Below are 24,915 nucleotides of genomic sequence, written 5' to 3'. Positions count from 1 at the left end.
GCTACGGTATAAAAATGGGTCTGGATATGCACTTTTCAAGTCTTTTCGACGGACTTTTTTTTGCAGTTTGTGGTCTATTGCATAGACTGGGGGGCAGCACGAAACGTTAAAGTGCGATAGCCGCCACAGTGCGACATGATGATGATGTTATTTTCAGCAAGGGATCGCTATAACACATCATGCCAACACCCACGATCAACAGATGAATTTATTATGATAAGAAATGTGTTGTTAGCGCTCATGATATGCAGCGGAATGACGTTACTCGGAGGATGCTCCAGCGTAATGTCCCATACCGGGGGGAAGGAGGGAACGTATCCCGGCACCCGCGCCAGTGCCACCATGATTGGTGATGACACAACAAACTGGGGAACCAAATCGCTGGCAATTCTCGATATGCCATTTACCGCAGTCATGGATACGCTACTTCTGCCATGGGATGCGTTCCGCAAAGACAGTTCAGTGCGCTCGCGCGTGGAAAAAAGCGAAGCCGACGCGCAAGCCATCAATGCCGTCATTCCACCAGCCAGAATGCCCGTGAACTGATTTAGCGGCCAGTTTTGGTTATCCACAACTGGCCGGCTTCCATCCACGCCAGCCATTGACCATCCGGCGAGAAGACCACCGCGTCCGCTGAAGGTGAGTTGGCGTGATTTTCGGTTAAATACTCAACTTCGCCGCTTTGCGCGTGTACGCAGGTAATACGGTTATCCAGCACAACGCCCAGCCATTCTCCCGATGGATGCCAGTTGAATGCTGACTGAATATCCGTTTTGTTATGTGTTAACTGGCGCGGTTCGCCGCCCTGTGGCGAGATAAGCCACAGTTGCACAATGCCGTTATCATCACGCATTAAAAACGCGATTTGCGTTCCTTGTGGGTTACACCGCACCCAGTGGCGCGGGACGTTGACTAACCCCGGGTAATTACGATGGTGCGTAAAGGTTAAACGTCGCTGCACGACGCCACGCGGTGGCGCGGGCAGAGTTGATTCCGTTCCGCTTAACGGCACATCACCTGCCGCTTTCCAGCCAATTTCATCTTGCGGCAATTCAACAATAAACAGCTCCGGCACTTTCTCGCCCTTTTGCGAAAGCGTATCGCCAATAAACGCCAGAGCGTGGTTTCCTACCCATCCTTCTTCATAAGCACGATTGATTTCATCACTGCCAGGCTGCGGCGTGGGCGTTGTTTTACTCACCAGCACGCACCAGTGGCTACCGCTGTATTCACGCGGATGCTGTTTTTGCACATTGACCGGACCAAACGGCGCTGCCACCCCGACGTTTCGCAAATCCAGCGCTGGATCGCGTTCATGCAGCACGTGGTCGTTATAGGTAAAACTCACCATTTCACCGTTTGGGCTAAAGACATGTACATGACTGCCGCCGCGTAACGCCCCTGGGGTGTACGGAGCAGTAATATCCATTGCATCGAGATTGCTCACCTTGCCGTCTTCAACAACCACGCCGCGACGGTGATGGAAATCGTAATGCCATGTTTCATCAGGATTTTCAGGGCCGTGGATGAAGATATACTTCTCTGACTTCGGATGAACGGTCACCACGCCGACGTGCGCGCCCTGTGACGCGCAGTAGATAACCTCGACCTCGCCGGTATGGATATTCACACGCTCAATGGTTTCACCGGTAAACGACGCGCCAGAAGGACGCACGTCAAATACCAGCCACTGGCTGTCGGGCGTCCAGGTATTGGTATTGGTGAGCAGGTGATTACGGGGAGCAAAGGTTATCTGTTTCATGGCTCGGTCCTGATACAAAACGGTTCCCGCCATCATACTTCACAAGGACTTCACTTTCAGACATTAGTCTTTTGCCATCGTGATGAATGTGAGTGAAAAGATGGAACATTTTGACGTGGCGATTATTGGCCTCGGCCCGGCAGGGTCGGCGTTGGCGCGAAAGTTAGCAGGCAAAATGCAGGTGATCGCGCTGGATAAAAAGCACCAGCATGGTACAGAAGGTTTCAGCAAACCTTGTGGCGGTCTGCTGGCACCGGACGCGCAGCGATCTTTTATTCGCGATGGACTGACGCTTCCTGTCGATGTGATCGCTAATCCGCAGATTTTCAGCGTCAAAACCGTCGACGTCGCCGCATCGCTCACGCGTAACTACCAGCGAAGCTATATCAATATTAATCGCCATGCTTTCGACTTGTGGATGAAATCGCTGATCCCCGCCAGCGTTGAGGTTTACCACGATAGCCTGTGCCGAAAAATCTGGCGTGAGGATGATAAATGGCATGTCATTTTTCGCGCAGACGGCTGGGAGCAGCATATTACCGCCCGCTATCTGGTCGGTGCCGATGGTGCCAACTCGATGGTACGGCGACATCTCTACCCGGACCATCAAATTCGTAAATATGTCGCTATCCAGCAGTGGTTCGCAGAGAAACATCCGGTGCCGTTCTACTCCTGCATCTTTGATAATGCGATAACTGACTGTTACTCATGGAGTATTAGCAAAGATGGTTATTTTATCTTTGGCGGCGCCTATCCGATGAAAGACGGTCAGACACGTTTCACGGCGCTGAAAGAGAAAATGAGCGCCTTTCAGTTCCAGTTTGGTAAGGCGGTGAAAAGCGAAAAATGCACGGTGCTGTTTCCCTCACGCTGGCAGGATTTTGTCTGCGGTAAGGACAACGCCTTTCTGATTGGTGAAGCAGCGGGATTTATCAGCGCCAGCTCACTGGAGGGGATAAGCTATGCGCTGGATAGCGCAGACATTCTGCGTTCGGTGTTACTGAAACAGCCGGAGAAGAGCAACGCCGCCTACTGGCGCGCCACCCGCAAACTGCGTTTAAAACTCTTCGGCAAGATAGTCAAAAGCCGATGCCTGACCGCACCGGCTTTAAGAAAGTGGATTATGCGCAGTGGTGTGGCGCATATTCCGTCTAATTTGAATAATGGATAAAATCACATCATCCATTTTAGTGGCATTAAGACGATATCAGGGAACAATACCAGTAAAAACATCACTGCAGCTTCTGCCAGTAAAAAAGGTAAAACACCTTTTATTAATTTCTCAATCGGTATTTTACCAACACCACTAACAACATTGAGAATTGAACCAACTGGCGGTGTTAATAATCCAATTGACACGTTCATGATAAATAACACCCCGAAATATACGGGATCAATATGTGCCATTTTCAATACTGGCATTAAAATGGGTGTTAGCACCAGAACAGTTGGTGTTAAATCCATAGCAGAACCAATCGCCAGAATCAGCAACATTAGGGTGAATGTGAGTAGTATTCGATTGTCCATTACCGGCTCAAGAATCTCTATCAATTGAAGAGGAATATTGGCCGCCGTAATAAGCCAGGCTGAGAGAGATGCTGCACAAACAAGGAACATAACAATCGATGTTGTTTTTGCTGCATTTAAAAATAAGGCGTAGAGATCTTTGATTGTGATCTCACGATAAATGACCATTCCAACAAATAAGGAGTACGCTGCCGCTATTATTGCTGCCTCAGTTGGAGAAAAAACTCCCAAGCGTAATCCACCGATGATAATAACAGGTAATAATAATGCCCAAAATCCTTTAGCAATAATACGCCACCTTTTTTTCATCGGAACTCTGGCGGCAGGCTCTACATTTTCATTTTTAACCCCAAAAAATTTCCAGGTTAACACTAATGCAACCGCCATTAAGATACCGGGGACAATTCCTGCCATAAAAAGTTTTGTAAGAGAAACCTGCCCACTTACACCATACAAAATCATAGGTATTGATGGTGGAACAATAGTCGCAATAATACCACTACAACCAATTAATCCACCTGAGCGATTTGTGTTATAACCAGATGATTTCATCAGGGGTAATAGCATTGCTGTCAATGCTGCCGTATCTGCAACTGCTGACCCTGATAATGCGCCCATGATTAAGCCGGTAAAAATAACAACATATCCTAATCCACCACGAATATGACCAACACAAGCACTGGCTATTTCAATAATTCTCCGAGTTATTCCTCCATGATTCATAAACTCGCCAGCTAACATAAAAAATGGTACAGCCAGTAACGGGAAACTATTGGCACCATCCCACATATTTTGCATAACAATTTGTGGGTCGGTAAAGCCGAGCCAGTACATTAGAATAATACCACAGGCCATTAACGCAAATGCAATAGGTAATCCGAGTGCTATCAAACTCAGCAGAGAACCGACAAATATCAAAATAGTCATATTATTCTCTCACATGATATAATTTTCATCCCAGTGAATTTACATTCCGATAAAGCGACAGATACAAGTGCGCAGATTAATTTACCGAAGCAAATTATTAGGGTGAATGAAATTTGCCAACATACATATAACATTAAGTGTCGTTGGCGCAAGTTGCTCATAATTATTAAAAACACGTTATAGACTTACATCTATATCTTTTTCTGTTAATTTTCCAGAAAAAAATTGCATCAGATTACCAGCAGCATTAAACAGCATGGCAAGACCTGAAATATAGCTAACGCCATAGACAAAAATCATACTAATCATCATTACTGGAGATAAATTAAAAAACAATATCTCATGCTGCAGTAACGTACTGTAGAACATATATCCAGCACAGATTATTATTATTATCTGACAAATGACCCAACACGTCATTTTTCCCAAGAGAGATAACCTTGCAGTAATGATGTTTACATTGATATGTGTTTTTTCTCTCAATGCAATTACGGCACCAATAAATGTCATCCAGACAAAAAGAAAACGGGGCAACTCCTCAGCAATATCAATAGAATCATTAAAAATGAAACGCATCATGACATTTATAAAAATAAGAAGAAACATCACAACCATACAAGCAACAAGAATAAAATCCATAAAGGCATAAAAAAAATCATTGAGTTTTTTTAGCACTGATAACATAAATCCTCCATGAATATCATTAACTTATTCAGCAATGAAATATATACACCCAGGTAATTTCGTCAGAAAATTACCTGGATATCGGATCGTTAATGATTTTTTTGTGCTCGAGCTTTTTCAACTTCAGCATAAAACTCTTTAACAAAGGTTTCTCCAACCATTGGAGTATATTTTGCCACTACCGGTTTTACTGCTATACGCAACTTATCTACTTCCTCCGGTGGTAGTGTTACAACCTGAACGCCCGCGTCAGTTAATTTCTTGACAACATCTTTATCAGCTTCACTCATAATATTACGATGAAATTGTTGTACTTCTTTCGCAGATTTTTCAATAACCTGTTGATCTACAGGAGATAATTTATCCCAGAATTTCTTTGAAACTATGATAATACTTGAAGTATAAACGTGATTAGTAATGGTGACGTATTTCTGTACTTCTTGCATTTTATTTGCGTACATATGGATTAGCGGGTTTTCCTGACCATCAATCACCCCCGTTTCAAGAGCAGTGAAGACTTCGGCGAAATCCATAGGCAACGCATTAATCCCCATTGCTTTAAACGTCTCAAGGGCGACCTGGTTTTGCATAACGCGAATTTTCAGCCCCTTCATATCTTCGACTTTATTAATAGGTCGTTTATTATTTGATAATTGCCGGAAACCGGTTTCTACCCATGCAAGGCCAACTAATCCCAACGGTTCAAGAAGTTTGAACAGCCTTTGCCCCATAGCGCCCTGGAAAACATAGTCAACTTCATCCATGTTATTAAAAACAAAAGGGAAATCAAAAATTTGAAGTTCTTTAACTCGACCAGAGATTGGGGCTAAAGAACCATAATAAATTTCCTGTGTTCCGGCCTGAGTCGCACGCAGCATTTTTTCATCGCCGCCAAGCACACCACCGGAGTAAACCTGAATATTAACTCGACCATCCGTTCCTTTTTTAACCAACTCTGCAAACCTTTCCACCGTTCTGGATTGCGGATGCTCATTTGGCATTGAATGCCCCATTTTAGCTACAAATTCTGCAGCCCACGATGTACTGGAAAAACTGGAAACTAACAGGCAAGAACAAGCAATAGCTTTAATACTTTGCATAAAATTCATTAGATACTCTCCTTTAGATATCGTTAACTTCCTCTAATTACATCTGAGTAATCTCAGTACATCGTCAAACAACAGCCAACATTCCACCATCAACAAAAATCATATGACCATTAACAAAATTTGACGCATCCGTTGCCAGAAATACTGCTGCGCCAATGAGTTCATCTGGTTTACCCCAACGCCCTGCAGGTGTTCTTTGACATAACCACTGAGTAAATTCATGATTATTCACCAGCGCCTTATTCATTTCAGTATCAAAATATCCCGGCGCAATACCATTAACCTGAATATTATATTTAGCCAGCTCAGCACACATCCCTCTGGTAAGCATTTTTACCGCACCTTTCGATGCTGCATATGGGATAATGGTTGCTCGTCCTAATTCACTTTGCATCGAACAGATATTTATTATCTTCCCTGATTTACGTTGTATCATATATCTGGCAACGTATTTAGAAAGCATAAAAACAGCTTTTTGATTTACATTAATTATGCTATCCCAATCTGACTCAGGGAACTCTATAAATGGGTGGCGACGCTGAATCCCAGCATTATTAATAAGAATATCAACAGGACCGATTTCATCCTCTATACGCGCTATCTCAGTTTCTATTTGCGAAAAATTCGTCACATCAAAGGGAAAGGAATGAGCAGAAATCCCCATAGAGCATAACTCTAATGCCGTTTTTTCAGCTTTTTCAGCACTGCAATCATTAATAATAATTTCTGCGCCACGCTTACCAAGCCCCTTCGCCAGTAGATAACCGATTCCTTGCGCTGAACCAGTAATCAATGCTCTTTTTCCTGTCAGGTCAAAAATATCCTTTTCCATTTTCGTATCCTTAATTAAAAATAATCTGGACTTTTGCAGAGCGTGTTTTATCAGCAGCTAATCTGATTGCCTCATGAATCTGTAATGCCGGTAATTCAGCTGATATTAACGGGGAGGGATCAATACGCCCAGTTTCAAGCCAACGTACAGCGTTATTAAACTCACTACAAAAACGAAAAGTACCCTTAAGCGTTAACTCCTTTGCAACAATTTGCATTACCGGAACACCTGGCAATCCCCGACTATTACCTACCTGTACAATAATACCTGTTGGTTTAGTGACATGAATAACGCCCTGTAGTGCAGACTCCACACCTGATGCCTCAAAGGAAATATCAAAGAAACCTTTATTATTCAGATATGGCGACAACAATTCCTCATCAACAGGGTTAATTACTTCATCTGCCCCCATAGTACTGGCCAGACCGCAACTCTTTTCACTTACATCAAATGCAGTAACAGAAAGTGCGCCGCACGCTTTAGCTGCTGCAATAATGAGACATCCGATGGGGCCGGCCCCACTTACTAATATATTTTTCCCCACAAGACTTCCGGCTTGATTAATCGCATGTAAAGCAACCGCAAGAGGTTCAGCAAAAACCATAACCTTGTCAGAGCAGTTACAATCATAGGGTACACAGCGCATAGGAGCCACTGATAAATAGTCAGCAAAGCCCCCATGAATATGGGGAGTGCGCATTGCGCTTCCAAAGAAAAGCATATCTGTACAGTGATTACCTTTACCTTCCAGGCAATAATTACAGTTACCACAAGATAGAGACGGATTAATTGCTACCTTTTGTCCAACCATCAAGGTTTGTGATTCACCAGAATCAATTACCGTACCAATAATCTCATGGCCTAATAACATCGGGTGCTGTAATTTTATATCACCAACACCACCATGATAAAAATAATGAATATCTGAACCGCAAATTCCGCCACGGTTAATTTTAATAGCAACATGACCTTTTTCAATTGATGTTATTTTTTGTTCAACAACCAGATCCTGTTCACCTTTGATATAACATGCCAGTCCAGTAAATGTTTTTTCCTGATAAGACATAAACCATTCCTTAGTGATATATTCATATTAATTATATTATTAATATGGTTTAGAATATTACCATTCGGCAACACTACCATCGTTATGACGCCACAATGGATTACGCCAGTCTGGGGCATTTTTACTAAAGTTAATGACTTTTTCTTCGTCAATGTCCACACCAAGCCCTGGTTTGGTTAGCAACTTAAAATAACCGCCAACCATATTAAAATCCTCTTTGTTTTTCACAAAATCGAGTAATTCCGCGCCTTTATTGTAGTGAATCCCCATACTCTGCTCCTGAAATACTGCATTCCAGGAGACAAAATCGATATGCAGGCAGGCTGCCAGTGCAATGGGTCCCAGAGGACAATGTGGCGCAATCATTACGTCATAGGCTTCCGCCATACTGGCAATTTTGTAGCACTCGGAAATACCACCGGCGTGGGACAGGTCTGGTTGCAGAATAGAAATACCACCCGCTTCCAGAACGCGTTTGAAATCGAAACGCGAGAACATACGTTCCCCTGCAGCAATCGGAATATGCGTTGCCGCTGCCAGTTTGGGATAATACTCGGCTTGTTCTGCCAGAACAGGTTCTTCAATAAACAGTGGGCGATACGGCTCCAGTTCTTTGATCAACACTTTCGCCATCGGTGCGCTAACGCGACCATGAAAATCAAGACCAAATTCAATTTCATTGCCAAATGCTTCACGGATTTGCGCTACGGTGTTCACCGCGGCATCAATCGCACGGGAATTATCAACCTGCGCCAGTTCTTCACAGCCGTTCAGTTTGAAGGTATCAAAGCCAATCTCACGCAGAGTCTGGATACCGGAGATAACATCTGCCGGACGATCGCCGCCTACCCAGCTATAGGCTTTAATTTTGTCACGAACCGGGCCACCTAAAAGTTGTGAAACCGGGGCGTTCAGTACCTTACCTTTAATATCCCACAGCGCCTGGTCAATTCCGGCGATGGCACTCATTAAAATGGGGCCACCGCGATAAAATCCGCCGCGGTACATCACTTGCCATAAATCGTTGAGGCGGGATGGATCCTGACCTATCAGATAATCACTCAGTTCATGTACCGCCGCTTCAACCGTGCGGGCACGGCCTTCAATGACCGGTTCCCCCCAACCTACTACCCCTTCGTCTGTTTCAACTTTGAGGAACATCCAGCGGGGAGGTAAACGATATGTGGTGATATTAGTTATTTTCATTGCACTGCCTCTCAATACACCGTGATAAATAACGCGGCAAGGACGCGCCCTGGTTAGAGGCAGTGCAACACGCTATTACGTAATCTCTTTCAGCCTGCGTGTCGAACTGGCAATCATGCTGAGTGCTGCCTGCTCTGCCGCATCGCCGTCCTGATGCCGTATCGCATCGAATAACACTTTATGTTCCAGGAGAGTTTGTGGCATGTTGGCCTCATCCCCTCGCCAGGTTCGTTCAAAAACCGCTCGCTGCAACGAACTGATCGCAATGCTAAGTTGCTGTAATACCGGGTTATGCACCGACTGCAACACCGCCTCGTGATAGCGAATATCCGCTTCGTTAAACGCCTCGCGATCCTGATTGTTGGCAATCATCTCGTTCAGCGCGGACTCAATCTGCGCCAGATCGCTGGAGGTCGCGCGCTCCGCCGCCCAGCGGGCAATCGCCGGTTCCACCAGATTTCGCACTTCGCTCATTGCACTGATAAGCCGTGGGTCGTAGTCGTTTTCCAGCACCCATTGCAGTACGTCAGTGTCGAGGTAATTCCACTGGTTACGCGCTGTCACAAACGCCCCGCGATAACGTTTCATTTCAATCAGCCGCTTCGCCATCAGCGAACGGAACACTTCACGGATGATGTTGCGCGAGGTTGCAAACTCCTCACAGAGTTCCGCCTCGGCCGGAAGCGGTGAGCCAGGCACGTATTTGCCGTGAACGATCTGTTTACCCAGTGTAATGACGATGCGATCGGTTTTATTGAGAGTCATGGAGAGTCCTTGTGCTCTGTATGTTCTTCTCTACTTTACCCCGATCGATGCATAACGCGGCAACTTTGTAGTACCAGCGTGATGACATTCGCGTTTGCCGTGTGTGTAATGTAGTACAGGTTAATGTTGTTGTACTACAATTTAGATCACAAAAAGAACAACGGGTAAGAAAATGTCCTGCCTCAGGCAGAAATCTGAAAAGGGATGTCGGGCGCTAAACAGGGGGGAAATAAGAGTATGCTTTCAACGGCTTAGCCACTCGTTTAAAGGATTAATTATGAAATTGAATTTTAAGGGATTTTTTAAGGCTGCCGGTTTGTGTTCTTTGGCATTCGCGTTGACCGGATGTCTAACAGCAGGACTGCTTTTCAATACCGCAAGCCCTCCACATGCCGAACAATGGCGGTCAGACTCAATTAAGGGTTTATCGCTGGCAGAGGATAGTAATGGTACGAAAGGCTATGTTTTTGTAGGAGAATCGCTGGACTACCTGTTGACCAACGGCGGCGATGAGGTGGTTAAAATGCTGAACGATCCGGCAATTCATGGCGCAAGAATCACCGTTTCCGATAATGCGAAATTTATTTTAAGCAGCGGTCATAAGAATTTTTCTGGTGCTATTACGCTCTATTACGACTGGAACGGTGAGGAAGATAAAGCACTGGCGACACAATATGGTTTTATTTGTGATACCCGGCGTTGTACATGGATGCTGGACAGCCTGAAAGGCTCTATCCACCAGAAAAATAAAAAAGCAGATTACTCAAATATGATGGTTTTCCACCAACCCTTTACGGTGGGATTTTATGCGTACAAAACAACAGATGGAGTTCCGCGCGGCCTCGCTAATGCTCTGCTGCCAGTCACTCTTACGCTGGATATAGTAACGTCACCACTCCAGTTCCTGATTTTATGCACGACCAGAAATTGTTAATCGCTGCGGGCAAACGCGTTCGTGCTGTTTGCCCGCCCACTGATTAATTCAGCACATACTTCTCAATGGCAAACGCCACGCCATCTTCAAGGTTGGATTTGGTGACAAAGTTCGCCACTTCTTTCACCGAAGGAATAGCGTTATCCATCGCCACACCGACGCCTGCATATTCAATCATTGCGATGTCGTTTTCCTGATCGCCAATCGCCATGATTTCTTCCGGTTTAATACCTAACACGTCGGCCAATGATTTCACACCCGTACCTTTGTTAACGCGTTTATCGAGGATTTCGAGGAAGTACGGCGCACTTTTCAGCACGGTATATTTCTCTTTCACTTCCTGCGGAATACGCGCAATGGCCTGGTCGAGGATGGCGGGTTCATCAATCATCATCACTTTCAGGAGCTGTATATTGGGGTCCATTCTTTCCGCTTCGCAGAATACTAGCGGAATGGTGGCAACGAAGGATTCATGCACCGTGTAATAGCTGATATCACGGTTAGCGGTGTACAGCGTGGTGCGGTCCAGGGCGTGGAAATGGGAACCGACTTCGCGAGAGAGTTTTTCCAGGAAACGGTAGTCGTCATAGCTCAGGGCTGTTTGCGCCACAGTGCTGCCATCGGCGGCCTTCTGCACCAACGCGCCGTTGTAAGTAATGCAGTAGTCGCCTGGCTGTTCCATGTGCAGTTCTTTCAGGTAGTTGTGAACGCCTGCATAAGGGCGGCCCGTCGTTAGCACAACATTCACGCCACGGGCGCGAGCTGCAGCAATCGCATTTTTAACGGCGGGTGAAATGGTGTGATCGGGCAGCAGAAGGGTGCCATCCATATCGATAGCAATGAGTTTGATAGCCATGAGTTCCCCAGGTAGATTGATTCCTGACCCATGCTAACGCGATTGCGCTCAAAAATCAGTACAACACCCGAGGGAAAAGGGGGATGCAACGCGCGTTGCGTGTCCCCCTTTTGCTTAGCTGAAAAGTTTTCCTTTTAGCAACTCCATGCCTGCGGAAAGCAGATCGTTATTGGCTTGCGGCGAAACTTCGCCCTGCGGCGATAGAGCATCAATAATCTTCGGTAATTGTTCCGCCAGCATGTTGGAAGCAGCACTGGTATCAACACCGAGTTTTTGTCCAAGATCGGACACCGCATTTGTGCCAAGTGCCGATTCCAGTTGTTCGCCGCTCACCGGTTGATTGCTTTGTTGATTACTCAACCAGGTTGTGAGAATGGCACCTAAGCCGCCACTTTGCAGTTTTTCCAGCAGTACCTGAACGCCGCCCTGCTCCTCGACCCAACTTAAAATCGCCTGATATTTCCCCGCATCGCCTTTCAAAAAGGCACCTACAACTTCATCAAAAAGCCCCATGATAATCACCTGTAAAGCGTTACGTGTTGACTCAAAAAGTATAGTTCTGCGGGATGATAATTGCGGATTACAGGAATAAAAAGGGCGGAGATGATCTCCGCCCTTTTCTTATAGCTTCTTGCCGGATGCGGCGTTAACGCCTTCTCCGGCCTACAAAATCATGAAAATTCAATATATTGCATGAGTCTTGTAGGCCTGATAAGCGTAGCGCATCAGGCACGCTCGCATTGTTAACGCCATTAAATATCGATATTCGCCGCTTTCAGTGCGTTCTCTTCGATAAATGCACGACGCGGTTCAACGGCGTCGCCCATCAGCGTGGTGAACAGCTGGTCGGCGGCAATCGCATCCTTAACGGTAACGCGCAGCATACGACGGCTTTCCGGGTCCATAGTGGTTTCCCACAGCTGTTCCGGGTTCATCTCGCCCAGACCTTTATAACGCTGGATGGAGAGGCCGCGACGGGACTCTTTCACCAGCCAGTCCAGCGCCTGCTCGAAGCTGGCTACCGGCTGACGACGCTCACCACGTTCTATAAACGCATCTTCTTCCAGCAAGCCACGCAGTTTCTCGCCCAGAGTGCAGATACGACGATATTCGCCACCGGTGATGAACTCGTGATCCAGCGGGTAGTCAGTATCCACGCCGTGGGTACGCACGCGAACAATCGGCTCGAACAGGTTTTTCTCGGCATTGGTGTGGACATCAAACTTCCACTGGCTGCCGTGCTGCTCTTTGTCGTTCAGTTCGCTGACCAGCGCGTTCACCCAACGGGTAACGATCTGCTCATCAGAGAGGTCGGCTTCCGTCAGCGTCGGCTGATAAATAAGCTCTTTCAGCATTGCTTTCGGATAACGACGCTCCATACGCACGATCATTTTCTGCGCCGCATTGTACTCAGACACCAGTTTTTCTAACGCTTCGCCCGCTAAAGCTGGTGCGCTGGCGTTGGTATGTAAGGAAGCACCATCCAGTGCGATGGAGATTTGGTACTGATCCATCGCTTCATCGTCTTTAATGTACTGTTCCTGCTTACCTTTCTTCACTTTGTACAGCGGCGGTTGGGCAATGTAAACGTGACCACGTTCGATGATTTCTGGCATCTGACGATAGAAGAAGGTCAACAGCAGCGTACGAATGTGCGAGCCGTCGACGTCCGCATCGGTCATGATGATGATGCTGTGATAACGCAGTTTGTCTGGGTTGTACTCGTCACGACCAATCCCGCAGCCAAGCGCGGTGATCAGCGTCGCCACTTCCTGGGAAGCTAGCATCTTATCGAAGCGGGCTTTCTCGACGTTGAGGATTTTACCTTTCAACGGCAGAATCGCCTGGTTCTTGCGGTTACGCCCCTGTTTTGCAGAGCCGCCCGCAGAGTCCCCTTCCACAAGGTACAGTTCAGAAAGCGCCGGATCGCGTTCCTGACAGTCCGCCAGTTTGCCCGGCAGGCCAGCTAAATCCAGCGCACCTTTACGACGGGTCATTTCACGAGCGCGACGCGCAGCTTCACGGGCGCGGGCAGCATCGATAATTTTGCCAACCACGATTTTCGCGTCGGTCGGATTTTCCAGCAGGTATTCCGCCAGCAGTTCGTTCATCTGCTGTTCAACCGCCGATTTCACCTCAGAAGAAACCAGTTTGTCTTTGGTCTGGGAGGAGAATTTCGGGTCCGGCACTTTCACGGAAACGACCGCAATCAGGCCTTCACGCGCATCGTCACCGGTGGCGCTGACTTTGGCTTTTTTGCTGTAGCCTTCTTTGTCCATGTAGGCGTTCAGAGTACGGGTCATCGCCGCACGGAAGCCTGCCAGGTGAGTACCGCCGTCACGCTGCGGAATGTTGTTGGTAAAGCAGTAGATGTTTTCCTGGAAGCCATCGTTCCACTGCAGCGCCACTTCAACGCCGATACCGTCTTTTTCGGTTGAGAAATAGAAGATATTTGGGTGGATCGGCGTTTTGTTCTTGTTCAGATACTCAACGAACGCCTTGATACCGCCTTCATAGTGGAAGTGGTCTTCTTTACCATCACGCTTGTCTTTCAGACGAATGGAAACGCCGGAGTTGAGGAACGACAACTCACGCAGACGTTTCGCCAGAATTTCATATTCGAACTCGGTCACATTGGTGAAGGTTTCGAGGCTGGGCCAGAAACGCACCATCGTACCGGTTTTATCGGTGTCGCCAGTAACCGCCAGCGGAGCCTGCGGTACACCGTGTTCGTAGATCTGACGGTGAATTTTACCCTCGCGCTGGATAACCAGCTCCAGTTTTTGCGACAGGGCGTTTACTACCGAAACACCAACGCCGTGCAGACCGCCGGACACTTTATAGGAGTTATCGTCAAATTTACCGCCTGCGTGCAGGACGGTCATGATCACTTCCGCCGCCGATACGCCCTCTTCCGGGTGAATACCGGTCGGAATACCGCGCCCGTCGTCCTGTACAGAGACAGAGTTATCGGCGTGAATGGTGACGATAATTTCTTTACAGTGACCCGCGAGCGCTTCGTCGATAGCGTTATCTACCACCTCGAATACCATGTGGTGCAGACCGGTGCCGTCATCCGTGTCGCCGATATACATACCCGGGCGCTTACGCACCGCATCCAGCCCTTTCAGGACTTTGATACTGGAGGAGTCATAAGAATTCGACATCAACGTTTCTCGCTCATTTATACTTGGGTTAATCCGTTATTTTACCCTTTTCCACGGTAAACATCTTCGAATTTTCGTCCGACATGTCTATAACGTGTTCAGCACTGATCGCGCTGACAAAGACCTGTGATTGCGTCGCTTTTAAGCGGCTGGCAAGCAGCCCGCGACGCTCATCATCAAGCTCAGAGGCAAAATCATCTATCAGGTAGAGACACCGCCGCCCGCTTTCACGGGTGAGGAACTCTCCTTGCGCCAGACGTAAGGCGCACATCAGCAGCTTAAGCTGCCCACGCGATAAGGTATCTTCCACCGGTGCACCGTCGGCGCGAATGCGTAAGTCCGCTTTATGCGGGCCGTGCGCGGTGTAGGTTAGCTGGCGATCGCGGTCAAAATTACGTTCCAGCACCTCAGCGTACTCTGTCTCTTTCTCCCAGCCGCGCTGAAAAGAGAAAGTCAGAGAAAACTCAGGGAGAAATTGCTTACAGGTATCAGCCATATCGGCCGCGATACCGGCGCTATACTCCGCGCGCCAGGTGCTGATTTGCTCCGCCAGCGGGATCAATTCTTTATCCCACGGGCGTAGCTGTTCGTAACGTGTCACCTGGCGCAGCGCCGCATTACGCTGCTTGAGCAACCGCTTGAGATTGCTCCAGGCGGTGAAAAATCCAGGTTCGTTGTGAAAGCATCCCCAGTCGAGGAATGCTCTTCTGTATTTGGGGCCACCGTTGAGTAAAGTAAACCCTTCTGGCGTGATCAACTGCATCGGCATCAGGTGCGCCAGCTCCGCGACTTTATGCCCGTCTGTACCGTCGATACGGACTTTGCTGTCGCCCTGTTTGTCTTTGGTTAAGCCAATCGCCGTCTCGCGCTCTTCGCCCTGCAAACGCCCGTGGAGCACAAACGCCTCCTGCTCATGGCGAATAACGCGACCAATCTGCAAACTACGAAACGCCCGACCGTGGCCGAGCGTATAGATGGCTTCCAGCACGCTGGTTTTGCCACTGCCGTTGGCACCTACCAGAAAGTTAAAGCCAGGAGATAAAGCGAGATCCGCGGTTTCGATATTGCGGAAATCGCGGATCAACAAGCGGGTGAGGGACATTACAGTCTCATTGGCATGACAACATAGGCAGCCGACTGTGATGCGGCATCTTCAATCTGCACGCTGGAAACCGAATCGGTCAGCATCATGCGGACGTTTTCGCATTTCAGCGCGTTCAGAACATCCAGCACATAGCTGACGTTGAAGCCGATTTCCATCTCCGCACCGCTATAGGTAACGTCGAGGATCTCTTCCGCTTCTTCCTGTTCCGGGTTGTTGGCGGTGATTTTCAGCTGGTTTTCGCTGACATACAGGCGCACACCGCGGAATTTCTCGTTAGAGAGAATTGCCGCGCGAGCAAACGCCTGCTTGAGCAGATCGCAGCCTGCTTCCAGATGTTTGTCCGGGTTCTTCGGCAGAACGCGGCGGTAATCCGGGAAGCGACCATCCACCAGTTTCGAGGTGAAGATAAAGTCACCAACGTGGGCGCGAATATTGTTGCTACCAATCTGCACGCGCAGCGGATTGTCGCCGCCGTCGAGCATACGCATCAGTTCAATCACGCCTTTACGCGGCACGATCACCGAATGGCTCGGCAAAGACTGACCAATTGGCATTGAACAGACCGCCAGACGGTGGCCGTCGGTCGCCACGGTGCGCAGTTCTTCACCTTCGGTTTCAAACAGCATACCGTTTAAGTAATAGCGAACGTCCTGATGCGCCATAGAAAACTGGGTCGCTTCAATCAGACGCTTCATCGTCGCCTGTGGCAGGGTAAATTCGACTTCGCTCTGCCAGTCATCGAGGTTCGGGAAATCCGCCGCAGGCAGAGTGGAAAGCGAAAAACGGCTACGCCCGGAGCGCACCAACATTCGCTCACCTTCCAGCTGCACGGCAATTTCCGCGCCTTCAGGCAGACCACGGCAGATATCAAAGAATTTGCGCGCCGGAACGGTCGTCGCCCCTGGTTCGTGCGGCTGAACCAGCGCAACGCGTGCCACCATTTCCATCTCGAGATCAGTACCGGTCAGCGACAACGTACCGTCAGCAACCTGTAACAGCAGATTACCGAGAATCGGTAGCGTAGGACGACCACCTAACGGACCGCTCACCTGTTGTAGCGGTTTTAATAAATGCTCACGTTCTACGGTAAATTTCATAGGTTTACGATGACAATGTTCTGATTAAATTAGAGAAATCTTCTTTGATATCGTGACTCTCTTCACGCAATTGCTCGATCTTACGGCAGGCATGAAGCACCGTCGTGTGGTCACGACCACCAAACGCATCGCCAATCTCCGGCAGACTGTGGTTAGTCAGCTCTTTCGCCAGCGCCATCGCCATCTGACGTGGACGCGCTACCGAGCGGGATCGACGTTTGGAAAGGAGATCCGCGACTTTGATCTTGTAGTACTCTGCCACCGTCTTCTGAATATTGTCGATGGTGACCAGTTTTTCCTGCAAAGCCAGTAAGTCGCGCAGCGCCTCACGTACGAAGTCAATCGTGATCGCCCGTCCGGTAAAGTTGGCGTTAGCAATGACGCGGTTCAGCGCCCCTTCCAGCTCACGTACGTTAGATCGTAGACGCTTGGCAATAAAGAACGCGACTTCGCCCGGCAAACGAATGTCGTTTTCGTCGGCCTTTTTCATCAGGATCGCCACGCGGGTTTCCAGCTCTGGCGGTTCGATCGCCACAGTCAGCCCCCAGCCGAAGCGAGATTTCAAACGATCCTCAACACCGTTGATCTCTTTCGGATAGCGATCCGACGTGAGGATGATCTGCTGATTACCTTCCAGCAGGGCGTTAAAGGTATGGAAAAACTCTTCCTGGGATCGTTCTTTATTGGCGAAAAACTGAATATCGTCGATCAGCAGCGCATCAACGGAACGGTAGTAGCGTTTAAACTCTTCGATCGCATTGTTTTGCAGGGCTTTTACCATGTCCTGAACAAAGCGTTCGGAGTGCATATAAACCACTTTGGCATTCGGCTTGCGCGCCATAATGCCATTACCCACCGCATGAAGCAGGTGGGTTTTACCCAGCCCCGTGCCGCCATAAAGGAACAGCGGGTTATAGGCGCCGCCCGGGTTGTCTGCCACCTGGCGAGCCGCCGCGCGCGCCAGCTGGTTAGATTTACCTTCGACGAAGTTATCAAACGTATGTTTAACGTTGACGTTGGAACGATAGGTCGGTTCTGCCGGAGCCGGAACATTATCCCAGCCTGAGCGCGTAGAAGGCGCAGCACGTTGCGGCTGCACCTGCGCTGCCTGAGCGGGTGCAACTGTATTGCTGGCAGGGACTTTCAGCGTTTGTGTCACGGGCTTTGTGCCCACTTCAAAACGCAGCTGTGGGGCATCCGCTCCGCAGAAACTGGTTAGCAGTCCATTGATATTATTAAGGTACTTGTCCCTTACCCAATCGAGGACAAAACGGTTTGGCGCGTACAAGGCCAGCGTGTTATCGCTCAGTTCCGCCTGCAATGGGCGTATCCACATACTGAATTCTGTGGCTGGTAACTCATCCTGCAATCGGGCAAGACACTGCTGCCAAAGCGAAAGTGACACGGCGGACTCCACTCGAACAAAAGTCGATTATGACTAAGGCTGAAACATTCATGATTGTTGACGCACGTCGAAAAGACCCTGCATGAGGGTGACGCACGAACCGCTGTCTGCGGTTATATGCCCGATCAAGATCCTGCAAAACGATCGGGACCGCGGATCATAGCCTAAACTGCGCAAGAGATCTTCTGTTTCTCACAGATTTTCCCGATTTATCCACAGGGCTTTCCAGAACTCGCTAAGTGTAAACGATCCTGCCGCAAGGCGGGCACGATTTACGCCGCATATTGGAAAATTTAATGACCTTAGACAAAATTAGGCTTAATCGATCTAAGAAAGATCCTGGACGATCCTTGCGCTTTACCCGGTAGCCCGTATAATCCTCGCCCCGGCGCGCCATGCTGGTTTTCACTGGTGTGAGGCCGTACATTTTCCCAGCGAAAAGGTGCGGAAAAGCGCGGTAAATAAGGAAAGAGAATTGACTCCGGAGTGTACAATTATTACAATCCGGCCTCTTTAATCACCCATGGCTTCGGTGTCCATCGTTTCATTTTTCGGCGGATATCCAATAAAGCCATTGAATTTATTCAAGTTTAGGTAGAAATCGCCATGAAACGCACTTTTCAACCGTCTGTACTGAAGCGCAACCGTTCTCACGGCTTCCGTGCTCGTATGGCTACTAAAAATGGTCGTCAGGTTCTGGCACGTCGTCGTGCTAAAGGCCGCGCTCGTCTGACCGTTTCTAAGTAATATAGCTAACCCCTGCGTGGTTAAGCTCGCATTTCCCAGGGAGTTACGTTTGTTAACTCCCAGTCAATTCACATTCGTCTTCCAGCAGCCACAACGGGCTGGCACGCCGCAAATTACCATTCTCGGCCGCCTGAATTCGCTGGGGCATCCCCGTATCGGTCTTACTGTCGCCAAGAAAAACGTTCGACGCGCGCATGAACGCAATCGGATTAAACGTCTGACGCGTGAAAGCTTCCGTCTGCGCCAACATGAACTCCCGGCTATGGATTTCGTGGTGGTGGCGAAAAAAGGGGTTGCCGACCTCGATAACCGTGCTCTCTCGGAAGCGTTGGAAAAATTATGGCGCCGCCACTGTCGCCTGGCTCGCGGGTCCTGATAGCCCTCATTCGGGTCTATCAACGCCTGATTAGTCCGCTACTCGGGCCGCATTGTCGTTTCACTCCAACCTGTTCAAGCTACGGAATTGAGGCATTGCGCAGGTTTGGAGTGATAAAAGGCAGTTGGTTGACGGTGAAACGCGTATTAAAATGCCACCCTTTACACCCTGGTGGTGACGATCCCGTCCCGCCCGGACCATTTGATACCAGAGAACACTAACGATGGATTCGCAACGCAATCTTTTAGTCATCGCTTTGCTGTTCGTGTCTTTCATGATCTGGCAAGCTTGGGAGCAGGATAAAAACCCGCAACCTCAGGCCCAACAGACCACGCAGACAACGACCACCGCAGCGGGTAGCGCCGCCGACCAGGGCGTACCGGCCAGTGGCCAGGGGAAACTGATTTCGGTTAAGACCGACGTGCTTGATCTGACCATCAACACCCGTGGTGGTGATGTTGAACAGGCTCTGCTCCCGGCTTACCCGAAAGAGCTGAACTCTACCCAGCCGTTCCAGCTGCTGGAAACTTCACCGCAGTTTATTTATCAGGCACAGAGCGGTCTGACCGGTCGTGATGGCCCGGATAACCCGGCTAACGGCCCGCGTCCGCTGTATAACGTTGAAAAAGACGCTTATGTGCTGGCTGAAGGCCAAAACGAACTGCAGGTGCCGATGACGTATACCGACGCGGCAGGCAACACGTTTACCAAAACGTTTGTCCTGAAACGTGGTGATTACGCTGTCAACGTCAACTACAACGTGCAGAACGCTGGCGAAAAACCGCTGGAGATCTCCACCTTTGGTCAGTTGAAGCAATCCATCAATCTGCCACCGCATCTCGACACTGGAAGCAGCAACTTCGCACTGCATACCTTCCGTGGCGCAGCGTACTCCACGCCTGACGAGAAGTACGAGAAATACAAGTTCGATACCATTGCCGATAACGAAAACCTGAACATCTCTTCGAAAGGTGGTTGGGTGGCGATGCTGCAACAGTATTTCGCGACTGCGTGGATCCCGCATAACGACGGCACCAACAACTTCTACACTGCTAATCTGGGTAACGGCATCGCCGCTATCGGCTATAAATCTCAGCCGGTACTGGTTCAGCCTGGTCAGACTGGCGCGATGAACAGCACCCTGTGGGTTGGCCCAGAAATCCAGGACAAAATGGCAGCTGTTGCTCCGCACCTGGATCTGACCGTTGATTACGGTTGGTTGTGGTTCATTTCTCAGCCGCTGTTCAAACTGCTGAAATGGATCCATAGCTTTGTGGGTAACTGGGGCTTCTCCATTATCATCATCACCTTTATCGTTCGTGGCATCATGTACCCGCTGACCAAAGCGCAGTACACCTCCATGGCGAAGATGCGTATGCTGCAGCCGAAGATTCAGGCTATGCGTGAGCGTCTGGGCGATGACAAACAGCGTATCAGCCAGGAAATGATGGCGCTGTACAAAGCTGAGAAGGTTAACCCGCTGGGCGGCTGCTTCCCGCTGATTATCCAGATGCCAATCTTCCTGGCGTTGTACTACATGCTGATGGGTTCCGTTGAACTGCGTCAGGCGCCGTTTGCACTGTGGATCCATGACCTGTCTGCACAGGACCCGTACTACATCCTGCCGATCCTGATGGGCGTAACGATGTTCTTCATTCAGAAGATGTCGCCGACCACTGTGACCGACCCGATGCAGCAGAAGATCATGACCTTTATGCCGGTCATCTTCACCGTGTTCTTCCTGTGGTTCCCGTCAGGTCTGGTGCTGTACTATATCGTCAGCAACCTGGTTACCATTATTCAGCAGCAGCTGATTTACCGTGGTCTGGAAAAACGTGGCCTGCATAGCCGCGAGAAGAAAAAATCCTGATTCGGTGAGTTTTCGCTAAAATAAGGGCGGTCAGTTGACCGCCTTTTTTCTTTTCGTAGGGCGGATAAGCACCGCGCATCCGCCACACAAAGCAACAGGAACATCATGAGCGATAATGACACTATCGTAGCCCAGGCCACGCCTCCGGGACGTGGCGGCGTTGGCATCCTGCGCATCTCCGGCCTCAAAGCCCGTGAAGTTGCCGAAACCGTGCTGGGTAAACTGCCTAAGCCGCGCTACGCCGATTATCTTCCGTTTAAAGACGCCGACGGCAGCGTGCTCGATCAGGGGATTGCGCTATGGTTCCCTGGCCCGAACTCGTTCACCGGCGAAGATGTGCTGGAACTGCAGGGTCATGGCGGTCCGGTGATCCTCGACCTGCTGTTAAAACGTATTCTGACCATTCCCGGCCTGCGAATTGCCCGCCCTGGCGAGTTTTCAGAACGCGCGTTTCTTAACGATAAACTTGATTTAGCCCAGGCAGAAGCGATTGCCGATCTGATCGATGCCAGCTCGGAACAGGCAGCCCGTTCGGCGCTTAATTCGCTGCAAGGCGCGTTCTCCGCACGGGTTAATCATCTGGTAGAAGCCCTTACCCACCTGCGTATTTACGTCGAAGCGGCGATTGATTTCCCCGATGAAGAGATCGATTTCCTCTCCGACGGCAAAATTGAAGCCCAGCTCAATGACGTGATTGCCGATCTTGACGCGGTACGCGCCGAAGCTCGTCAGGGCAGCCTGTTGCGCGAAGGGATGAAAGTGGTGATTGCCGGACGTCCTAACGCCGGTAAATCGAGCCTGTTAAACGCGCTGGCGGGCCGTGAAGCGGCGATCGTAACTGATATCGCCGGAACCACGCGTGACGTGCTGCGTGAGCATATCCACATTGACGGAATGCCGCTGCATATCATCGACACCGCCGGGCTACGTGAAGCCAGTGACGAAGTGGAACGTATTGGTATCGAGCGTGCGTGGCAGGAAATTGAACAGGCCGACCGCGTGCTGTTTATGGTCGATGGCACCACGACAGACGCCGTGGATCCGGCAGAGATCTGGCCGGAATTTATCGCCCGTCTGCCTGCGAAACTACCGATCACCGTCGTGCGCAATAAAGCCGATATCACCGGCGAAACGCTGGGAATGAGCGAAGTGAACGGTCACGCGTTAATTCGTCTCTCGGCAAGAACTGGTGAAGGTGTGGACGTGCTGCGTAACCATCTCAAACAGAGCATGGGCTTTGACACCAACATGGAAGGCGGCTTCCTGGCGCGTCGTCGCCACCTACAGGCACTGGAACAGGCAGCGGAGCATTTGCAGCAAGGTAAAGCACAGCTGTTGGGCGCATGGGCGGGCGAATTGCTGGCGGAAGAGCTGCGCCTGGCGCAGCAGAACTTGAGCGAGATTACCGGGGAGTTTACCTCTGACGACCTACTGGGGCGGATTTTCTCCAGCTTCTGTATCGGTAAGTAACCGCACTTACGAAGCCGCATCTGGTAGTCAGGATGCGGCTTTGTTTTCCTGTTTGCATTCTTTTTATTAATCAATTCATCTTATAAACATTAAAATTTTAATGCCGCGTATTTTTCTGAAAAAAAACATTTAATAATGCATCTCGAACGATTGTGATTCGATTCACATTTAATAAACTTAGGAATAGATATAAAAATCTTAATGTAATAGTGTAGCAACATGTCTTTCGAGGATAAGTGCATTATGAATATCTTACATATATGTGTGACCTCAAAGTGGTTCAATATTGACAACAAGATTGTCGATCACCGCCCTTAATTTGCCCTTCTGTAGCCATCACCAGAGCCAAACCAATTAGATTCAATGTGATCTATTAGTTTGCCATGCCTTAATTTTACCTTTTAGACAAGCCATTATTGTTTTATCTATTTGCTCGTCTAAATAAATGTACTCGTATACATAATTATGGTGAATTAATGGTTATTGCAGACGCAATATTCACAGGGATCACTGTAATTAAAATAAATGAAGGATTATGCAATGGAAAACTTTAAACATCTCCCTGAACCGTTCCGCATTCGTGTTATTGAGCCAGTAAAACGTACGACTCGCGCTTACCGTGAAGAAGCGATTATTAAATCTGGTATGAATCCGTTCCTGCTGGATAGCGAAGATGTGTTTATCGATTTACTGACCGACAGCGGCACCGGGGCGGTAACGCAGAGTATGCAGGCTGCGATGATGCGCGGCGACGAAGCCTACAGTGGCAGCCGCAGCTACTATGCGTTAGCCGAGTCAGTAAAAAATATCTTTGGTTATCAATATACTATTCCGACCCACCAGGGCCGTGGCGCAGAGCAAATCTATATTCCAGTACTGATTAAAAAACGCGAGCAGGAAAAAGGTCTGGATCGCAGCAAAATGGTGGCGTTCTCTAACTATTTCTTCGATACCACTCAGGGCCATAGCCAGATTAACGGCTGTACCGTGCGTAACGTCTATATCAAAGAAGCCTTCGATACTGGCGTACGTTACGACTTTAAAGGCAACTTTGACCTCGAAGGATTAGAACGCGGTATTGAAGAAGTTGGCCCGAATAACGTGCCGTATATCGTTGCGACCATTACCAGCAACTCCGCAGGCGGCCAGCCGGTTTCACTGGCAAATATGAAAGCGATGTACAGCATTGCGAAGAAATACGATATTCCGGTGGTAATGGACTCCGCACGCTTTGCCGAAAACGCCTATTTCATCAAACAGCGTGAAGCGGAATATAAAGACTGGACTATCGAGCAGATCACTCGCGAAACCTATAAATATGCCGATATGCTGGCGATGTCCGCCAAGAAAGATGCGATGGTGCCGATGGGCGGCCTGCTGTGCGTGAAAGACGACAGCTTCTTCGATGTCTACACCGAATGCAGAACGCTGTGCGTAGTGCAGGAAGGCTTCCCGACTTATGGTGGTCTGGAAGGCGGTGCGATGGAGCGTCTGGCGGTGGGGCTGTATGACGGCATGAACCATGACTGGCTGGCTTATCGTATTGCGCAGGTGCAGTATCTGGTCGATGGTCTGGAAGAGATTGGCGTAGTATGCCAGCAGGCGGGCGGTCATGCGGCGTTCGTTGATGCCGGTAAACTGTTGCCACATATCCCGGCAGATCAATTCCCGGCACAGGCACTGGCGTGCGAGCTGTATAAAGTTGCCGGTATCCGTGCGGTAGAAATTGGTTCCTTCCTGTTAGGTCGCGATCCGAAAACCGGTAAACAACTGCCTTGCCCGGCAGAACTGCTGCGTTTAACCATTCCACGCGCAACATATACCCAAACACATATGGACTTCATTATTGAAGCCTTCAAACATGTGAAAGAGAACGCGACAAATATTAAAGGATTAACCTTTACCTACGAACCAAAAGTATTGCGTCACTTCACCGCAAAACTGAAAGAAGTTTAATTAACACTACAGAGTGGCTATAAGGATGTTAGCCACTCTATTTCCCCTACATCC

24 protein-coding genes are annotated in these 24,915 nt (G+C 49.0%); 10 read left to right on the top strand and 14 right to left on the bottom strand.

Annotated features, from left to right (window positions below; genetic code table 11):
- The first annotated feature begins 213 nt into the window (after positions 1-213).
- Complete coding sequence (locus tag FEK46_RS07060; protein ID WP_130206784.1) at positions 214-546, top strand: YceK/YidQ family lipoprotein; 333 nt, start codon at positions 214-216, stop codon at positions 544-546.
- 1 nt (position 547) lies between these two features.
- Here the strand turns inward: FEK46_RS07060 and FEK46_RS07055 are convergent, their stop codons facing one another.
- Positions 548-1,762, bottom strand: a complete 1,215-nt coding sequence (locus FEK46_RS07055) for a DUF3748 domain-containing protein (protein ID WP_205714088.1) — start codon at positions 1,760-1,762, stop codon at positions 548-550.
- A 100-nt stretch (positions 1,763-1,862) separates the two neighbouring features.
- On the opposite strand from FEK46_RS07055, the gene cbrA reads away from it, so the two are divergent.
- Positions 1,863-2,933 (top strand): colicin M resistance lipid reductase CbrA, encoded by a 1,071-nt coding sequence (gene cbrA / locus FEK46_RS07050; protein ID WP_135490535.1) that lies wholly within the window; start codon positions 1,863-1,865, stop codon positions 2,931-2,933.
- A gap of 2 nt (positions 2,934-2,935) precedes the next feature.
- Here the strand turns inward: cbrA and FEK46_RS07045 are convergent, their stop codons facing one another.
- From FEK46_RS07045 to dgoR, 7 genes are all read right to left on the bottom strand, one after another.
- Positions 2,936-4,216 carry a TRAP transporter large permease subunit gene (locus FEK46_RS07045; RefSeq protein WP_135560324.1) on the bottom strand — a complete coding sequence of 427 codons (1,281 nt, stop codon included), beginning with the start codon at positions 4,214-4,216 and terminating at the stop codon, positions 2,936-2,938.
- Between the two features lie 177 nt (positions 4,217-4,393).
- Positions 4,394-4,900 carry a TRAP transporter small permease gene (locus tag FEK46_RS07040; protein WP_135560325.1) on the bottom strand — a complete coding sequence of 169 codons (507 nt, stop codon included), beginning with the start codon at positions 4,898-4,900 and terminating at the stop codon, positions 4,394-4,396.
- A gap of 89 nt (positions 4,901-4,989) precedes the next feature.
- Positions 4,990-6,009 (bottom strand): TRAP transporter substrate-binding protein, encoded by a 1,020-nt coding sequence (locus FEK46_RS07035; protein ID WP_135560326.1) that lies wholly within the window; start codon positions 6,007-6,009, stop codon positions 4,990-4,992.
- A gap of 64 nt (positions 6,010-6,073) precedes the next feature.
- Positions 6,074-6,841: a gluconate 5-dehydrogenase gene (gene idnO / locus FEK46_RS07030; RefSeq protein WP_135560327.1), complete on the bottom strand. Its 768-nt coding sequence runs from the start codon at positions 6,839-6,841 to the stop codon at positions 6,074-6,076.
- 10 nt (positions 6,842-6,851) lie between these two features.
- Positions 6,852-7,907, bottom strand: a complete 1,056-nt coding sequence (locus tag FEK46_RS07025) for an alcohol dehydrogenase catalytic domain-containing protein (RefSeq protein WP_135560328.1) — start codon at positions 7,905-7,907, stop codon at positions 6,852-6,854.
- A 57-nt stretch (positions 7,908-7,964) separates the two neighbouring features.
- A complete protein-coding gene (dgoD, locus tag FEK46_RS07020) occupies positions 7,965-9,113 on the bottom strand; it encodes a galactonate dehydratase (RefSeq protein WP_135560329.1) in 1,149 nt (382 codons plus the stop codon).
- A gap of 75 nt (positions 9,114-9,188) precedes the next feature.
- Positions 9,189-9,878 (bottom strand): D-galactonate utilization transcriptional regulator DgoR, encoded by a 690-nt coding sequence (dgoR, locus tag FEK46_RS07015; RefSeq protein WP_130261114.1) that lies wholly within the window; start codon positions 9,876-9,878, stop codon positions 9,189-9,191.
- A 277-nt stretch (positions 9,879-10,155) separates the two neighbouring features.
- On the opposite strand from dgoR, the gene FEK46_RS07010 reads away from it, so the two are divergent.
- Positions 10,156-10,812 carry a hypothetical protein gene (locus FEK46_RS07010; RefSeq protein ID WP_130261134.1) on the top strand — a complete coding sequence of 219 codons (657 nt, stop codon included), beginning with the start codon at positions 10,156-10,158 and terminating at the stop codon, positions 10,810-10,812.
- 43 nt (positions 10,813-10,855) lie between these two features.
- Here the strand turns inward: FEK46_RS07010 and yidA are convergent, their stop codons facing one another.
- From yidA to dnaA, 6 genes are all read right to left on the bottom strand, one after another.
- Positions 10,856-11,668: a sugar-phosphatase gene (yidA, locus tag FEK46_RS07005; RefSeq protein ID WP_130215106.1), complete on the bottom strand. Its 813-nt coding sequence runs from the start codon at positions 11,666-11,668 to the stop codon at positions 10,856-10,858.
- 114 nt (positions 11,669-11,782) lie between these two features.
- On the bottom strand, positions 11,783-12,181 hold the full coding sequence (locus FEK46_RS07000; RefSeq protein WP_205712815.1) for a YidB family protein: 399 nt from the start codon (positions 12,179-12,181) through the stop codon (positions 11,783-11,785).
- Between the two features lie 239 nt (positions 12,182-12,420).
- On the bottom strand, positions 12,421-14,835 hold the full coding sequence (gene gyrB, locus FEK46_RS06995; protein WP_000072052.1) for a DNA topoisomerase (ATP-hydrolyzing) subunit B: 2,415 nt from the start codon (positions 14,833-14,835) through the stop codon (positions 12,421-12,423).
- A 28-nt stretch (positions 14,836-14,863) separates the two neighbouring features.
- A complete protein-coding gene (gene recF, locus FEK46_RS06990; protein WP_130261115.1) occupies positions 14,864-15,937 on the bottom strand; it encodes a DNA replication/repair protein RecF in 1,074 nt (357 codons plus the stop codon).
- On the bottom strand, positions 15,937-17,037 hold the full coding sequence (gene dnaN, locus FEK46_RS06985; protein WP_000673464.1) for a DNA polymerase III subunit beta: 1,101 nt from the start codon (positions 17,035-17,037) through the stop codon (positions 15,937-15,939). The genes recF and dnaN overlap by 1 nt, the downstream gene beginning before the upstream one ends.
- 4 nt (positions 17,038-17,041) lie before the next feature.
- A complete protein-coding gene (gene dnaA, locus FEK46_RS06980; RefSeq protein WP_000059100.1) occupies positions 17,042-18,442 on the bottom strand; it encodes a chromosomal replication initiator protein DnaA in 1,401 nt (466 codons plus the stop codon).
- 606 nt (positions 18,443-19,048) lie between these two features.
- Here dnaA and rpmH point away from each other — a divergent pair.
- From rpmH to tnaA, 7 genes are all read left to right on the top strand, one after another.
- A complete protein-coding gene (gene rpmH / locus FEK46_RS06970) occupies positions 19,049-19,189 on the top strand; it encodes a 50S ribosomal protein L34 (protein ID WP_000831330.1) in 141 nt (46 codons plus the stop codon).
- Positions 19,190-19,205: 16 nt separating this feature from the next.
- A complete protein-coding gene (gene rnpA, locus FEK46_RS06965) occupies positions 19,206-19,565 on the top strand; it encodes a ribonuclease P protein component (RefSeq protein ID WP_000239730.1) in 360 nt (119 codons plus the stop codon).
- Entirely contained in the window at positions 19,529-19,786 is a 258-nt protein-coding gene (gene yidD, locus FEK46_RS06960) for a membrane protein insertion efficiency factor YidD (RefSeq protein WP_001307474.1), read from the top strand. Before rnpA ends, yidD begins: the two co-directional genes overlap by 37 nt.
- 2 nt (positions 19,787-19,788) lie before the next feature.
- On the top strand, positions 19,789-21,435 hold the full coding sequence (yidC, locus tag FEK46_RS06955) for a membrane protein insertase YidC (RefSeq protein ID WP_064525945.1): 1,647 nt from the start codon (positions 19,789-19,791) through the stop codon (positions 21,433-21,435).
- A 105-nt stretch (positions 21,436-21,540) separates the two neighbouring features.
- A complete protein-coding gene (gene mnmE, locus FEK46_RS06950) occupies positions 21,541-22,905 on the top strand; it encodes a tRNA uridine-5-carboxymethylaminomethyl(34) synthesis GTPase MnmE (protein WP_001282361.1) in 1,365 nt (454 codons plus the stop codon).
- Between the two features lie 243 nt (positions 22,906-23,148).
- Positions 23,149-23,223, top strand: coding sequence for a tryptophanase leader peptide (tnaC, locus tag FEK46_RS06945; RefSeq protein WP_001364348.1), 75 nt, complete (start codon positions 23,149-23,151; stop codon positions 23,221-23,223).
- A 222-nt stretch (positions 23,224-23,445) separates the two neighbouring features.
- On the top strand, positions 23,446-24,861 hold the full coding sequence (gene tnaA / locus FEK46_RS06940) for a tryptophanase (RefSeq protein WP_130206804.1): 1,416 nt from the start codon (positions 23,446-23,448) through the stop codon (positions 24,859-24,861).
- Positions 24,862-24,915: the final 54 nt, after the last annotated feature.

This window comes from Escherichia sp. E4736, from assembly GCF_005781225.1.
Taxonomy (GTDB): Bacteria; Pseudomonadota; Gammaproteobacteria; order Enterobacterales; family Enterobacteriaceae; genus Escherichia.
This window is presented reverse-complemented; position numbering and strand designations above follow the sequence as displayed.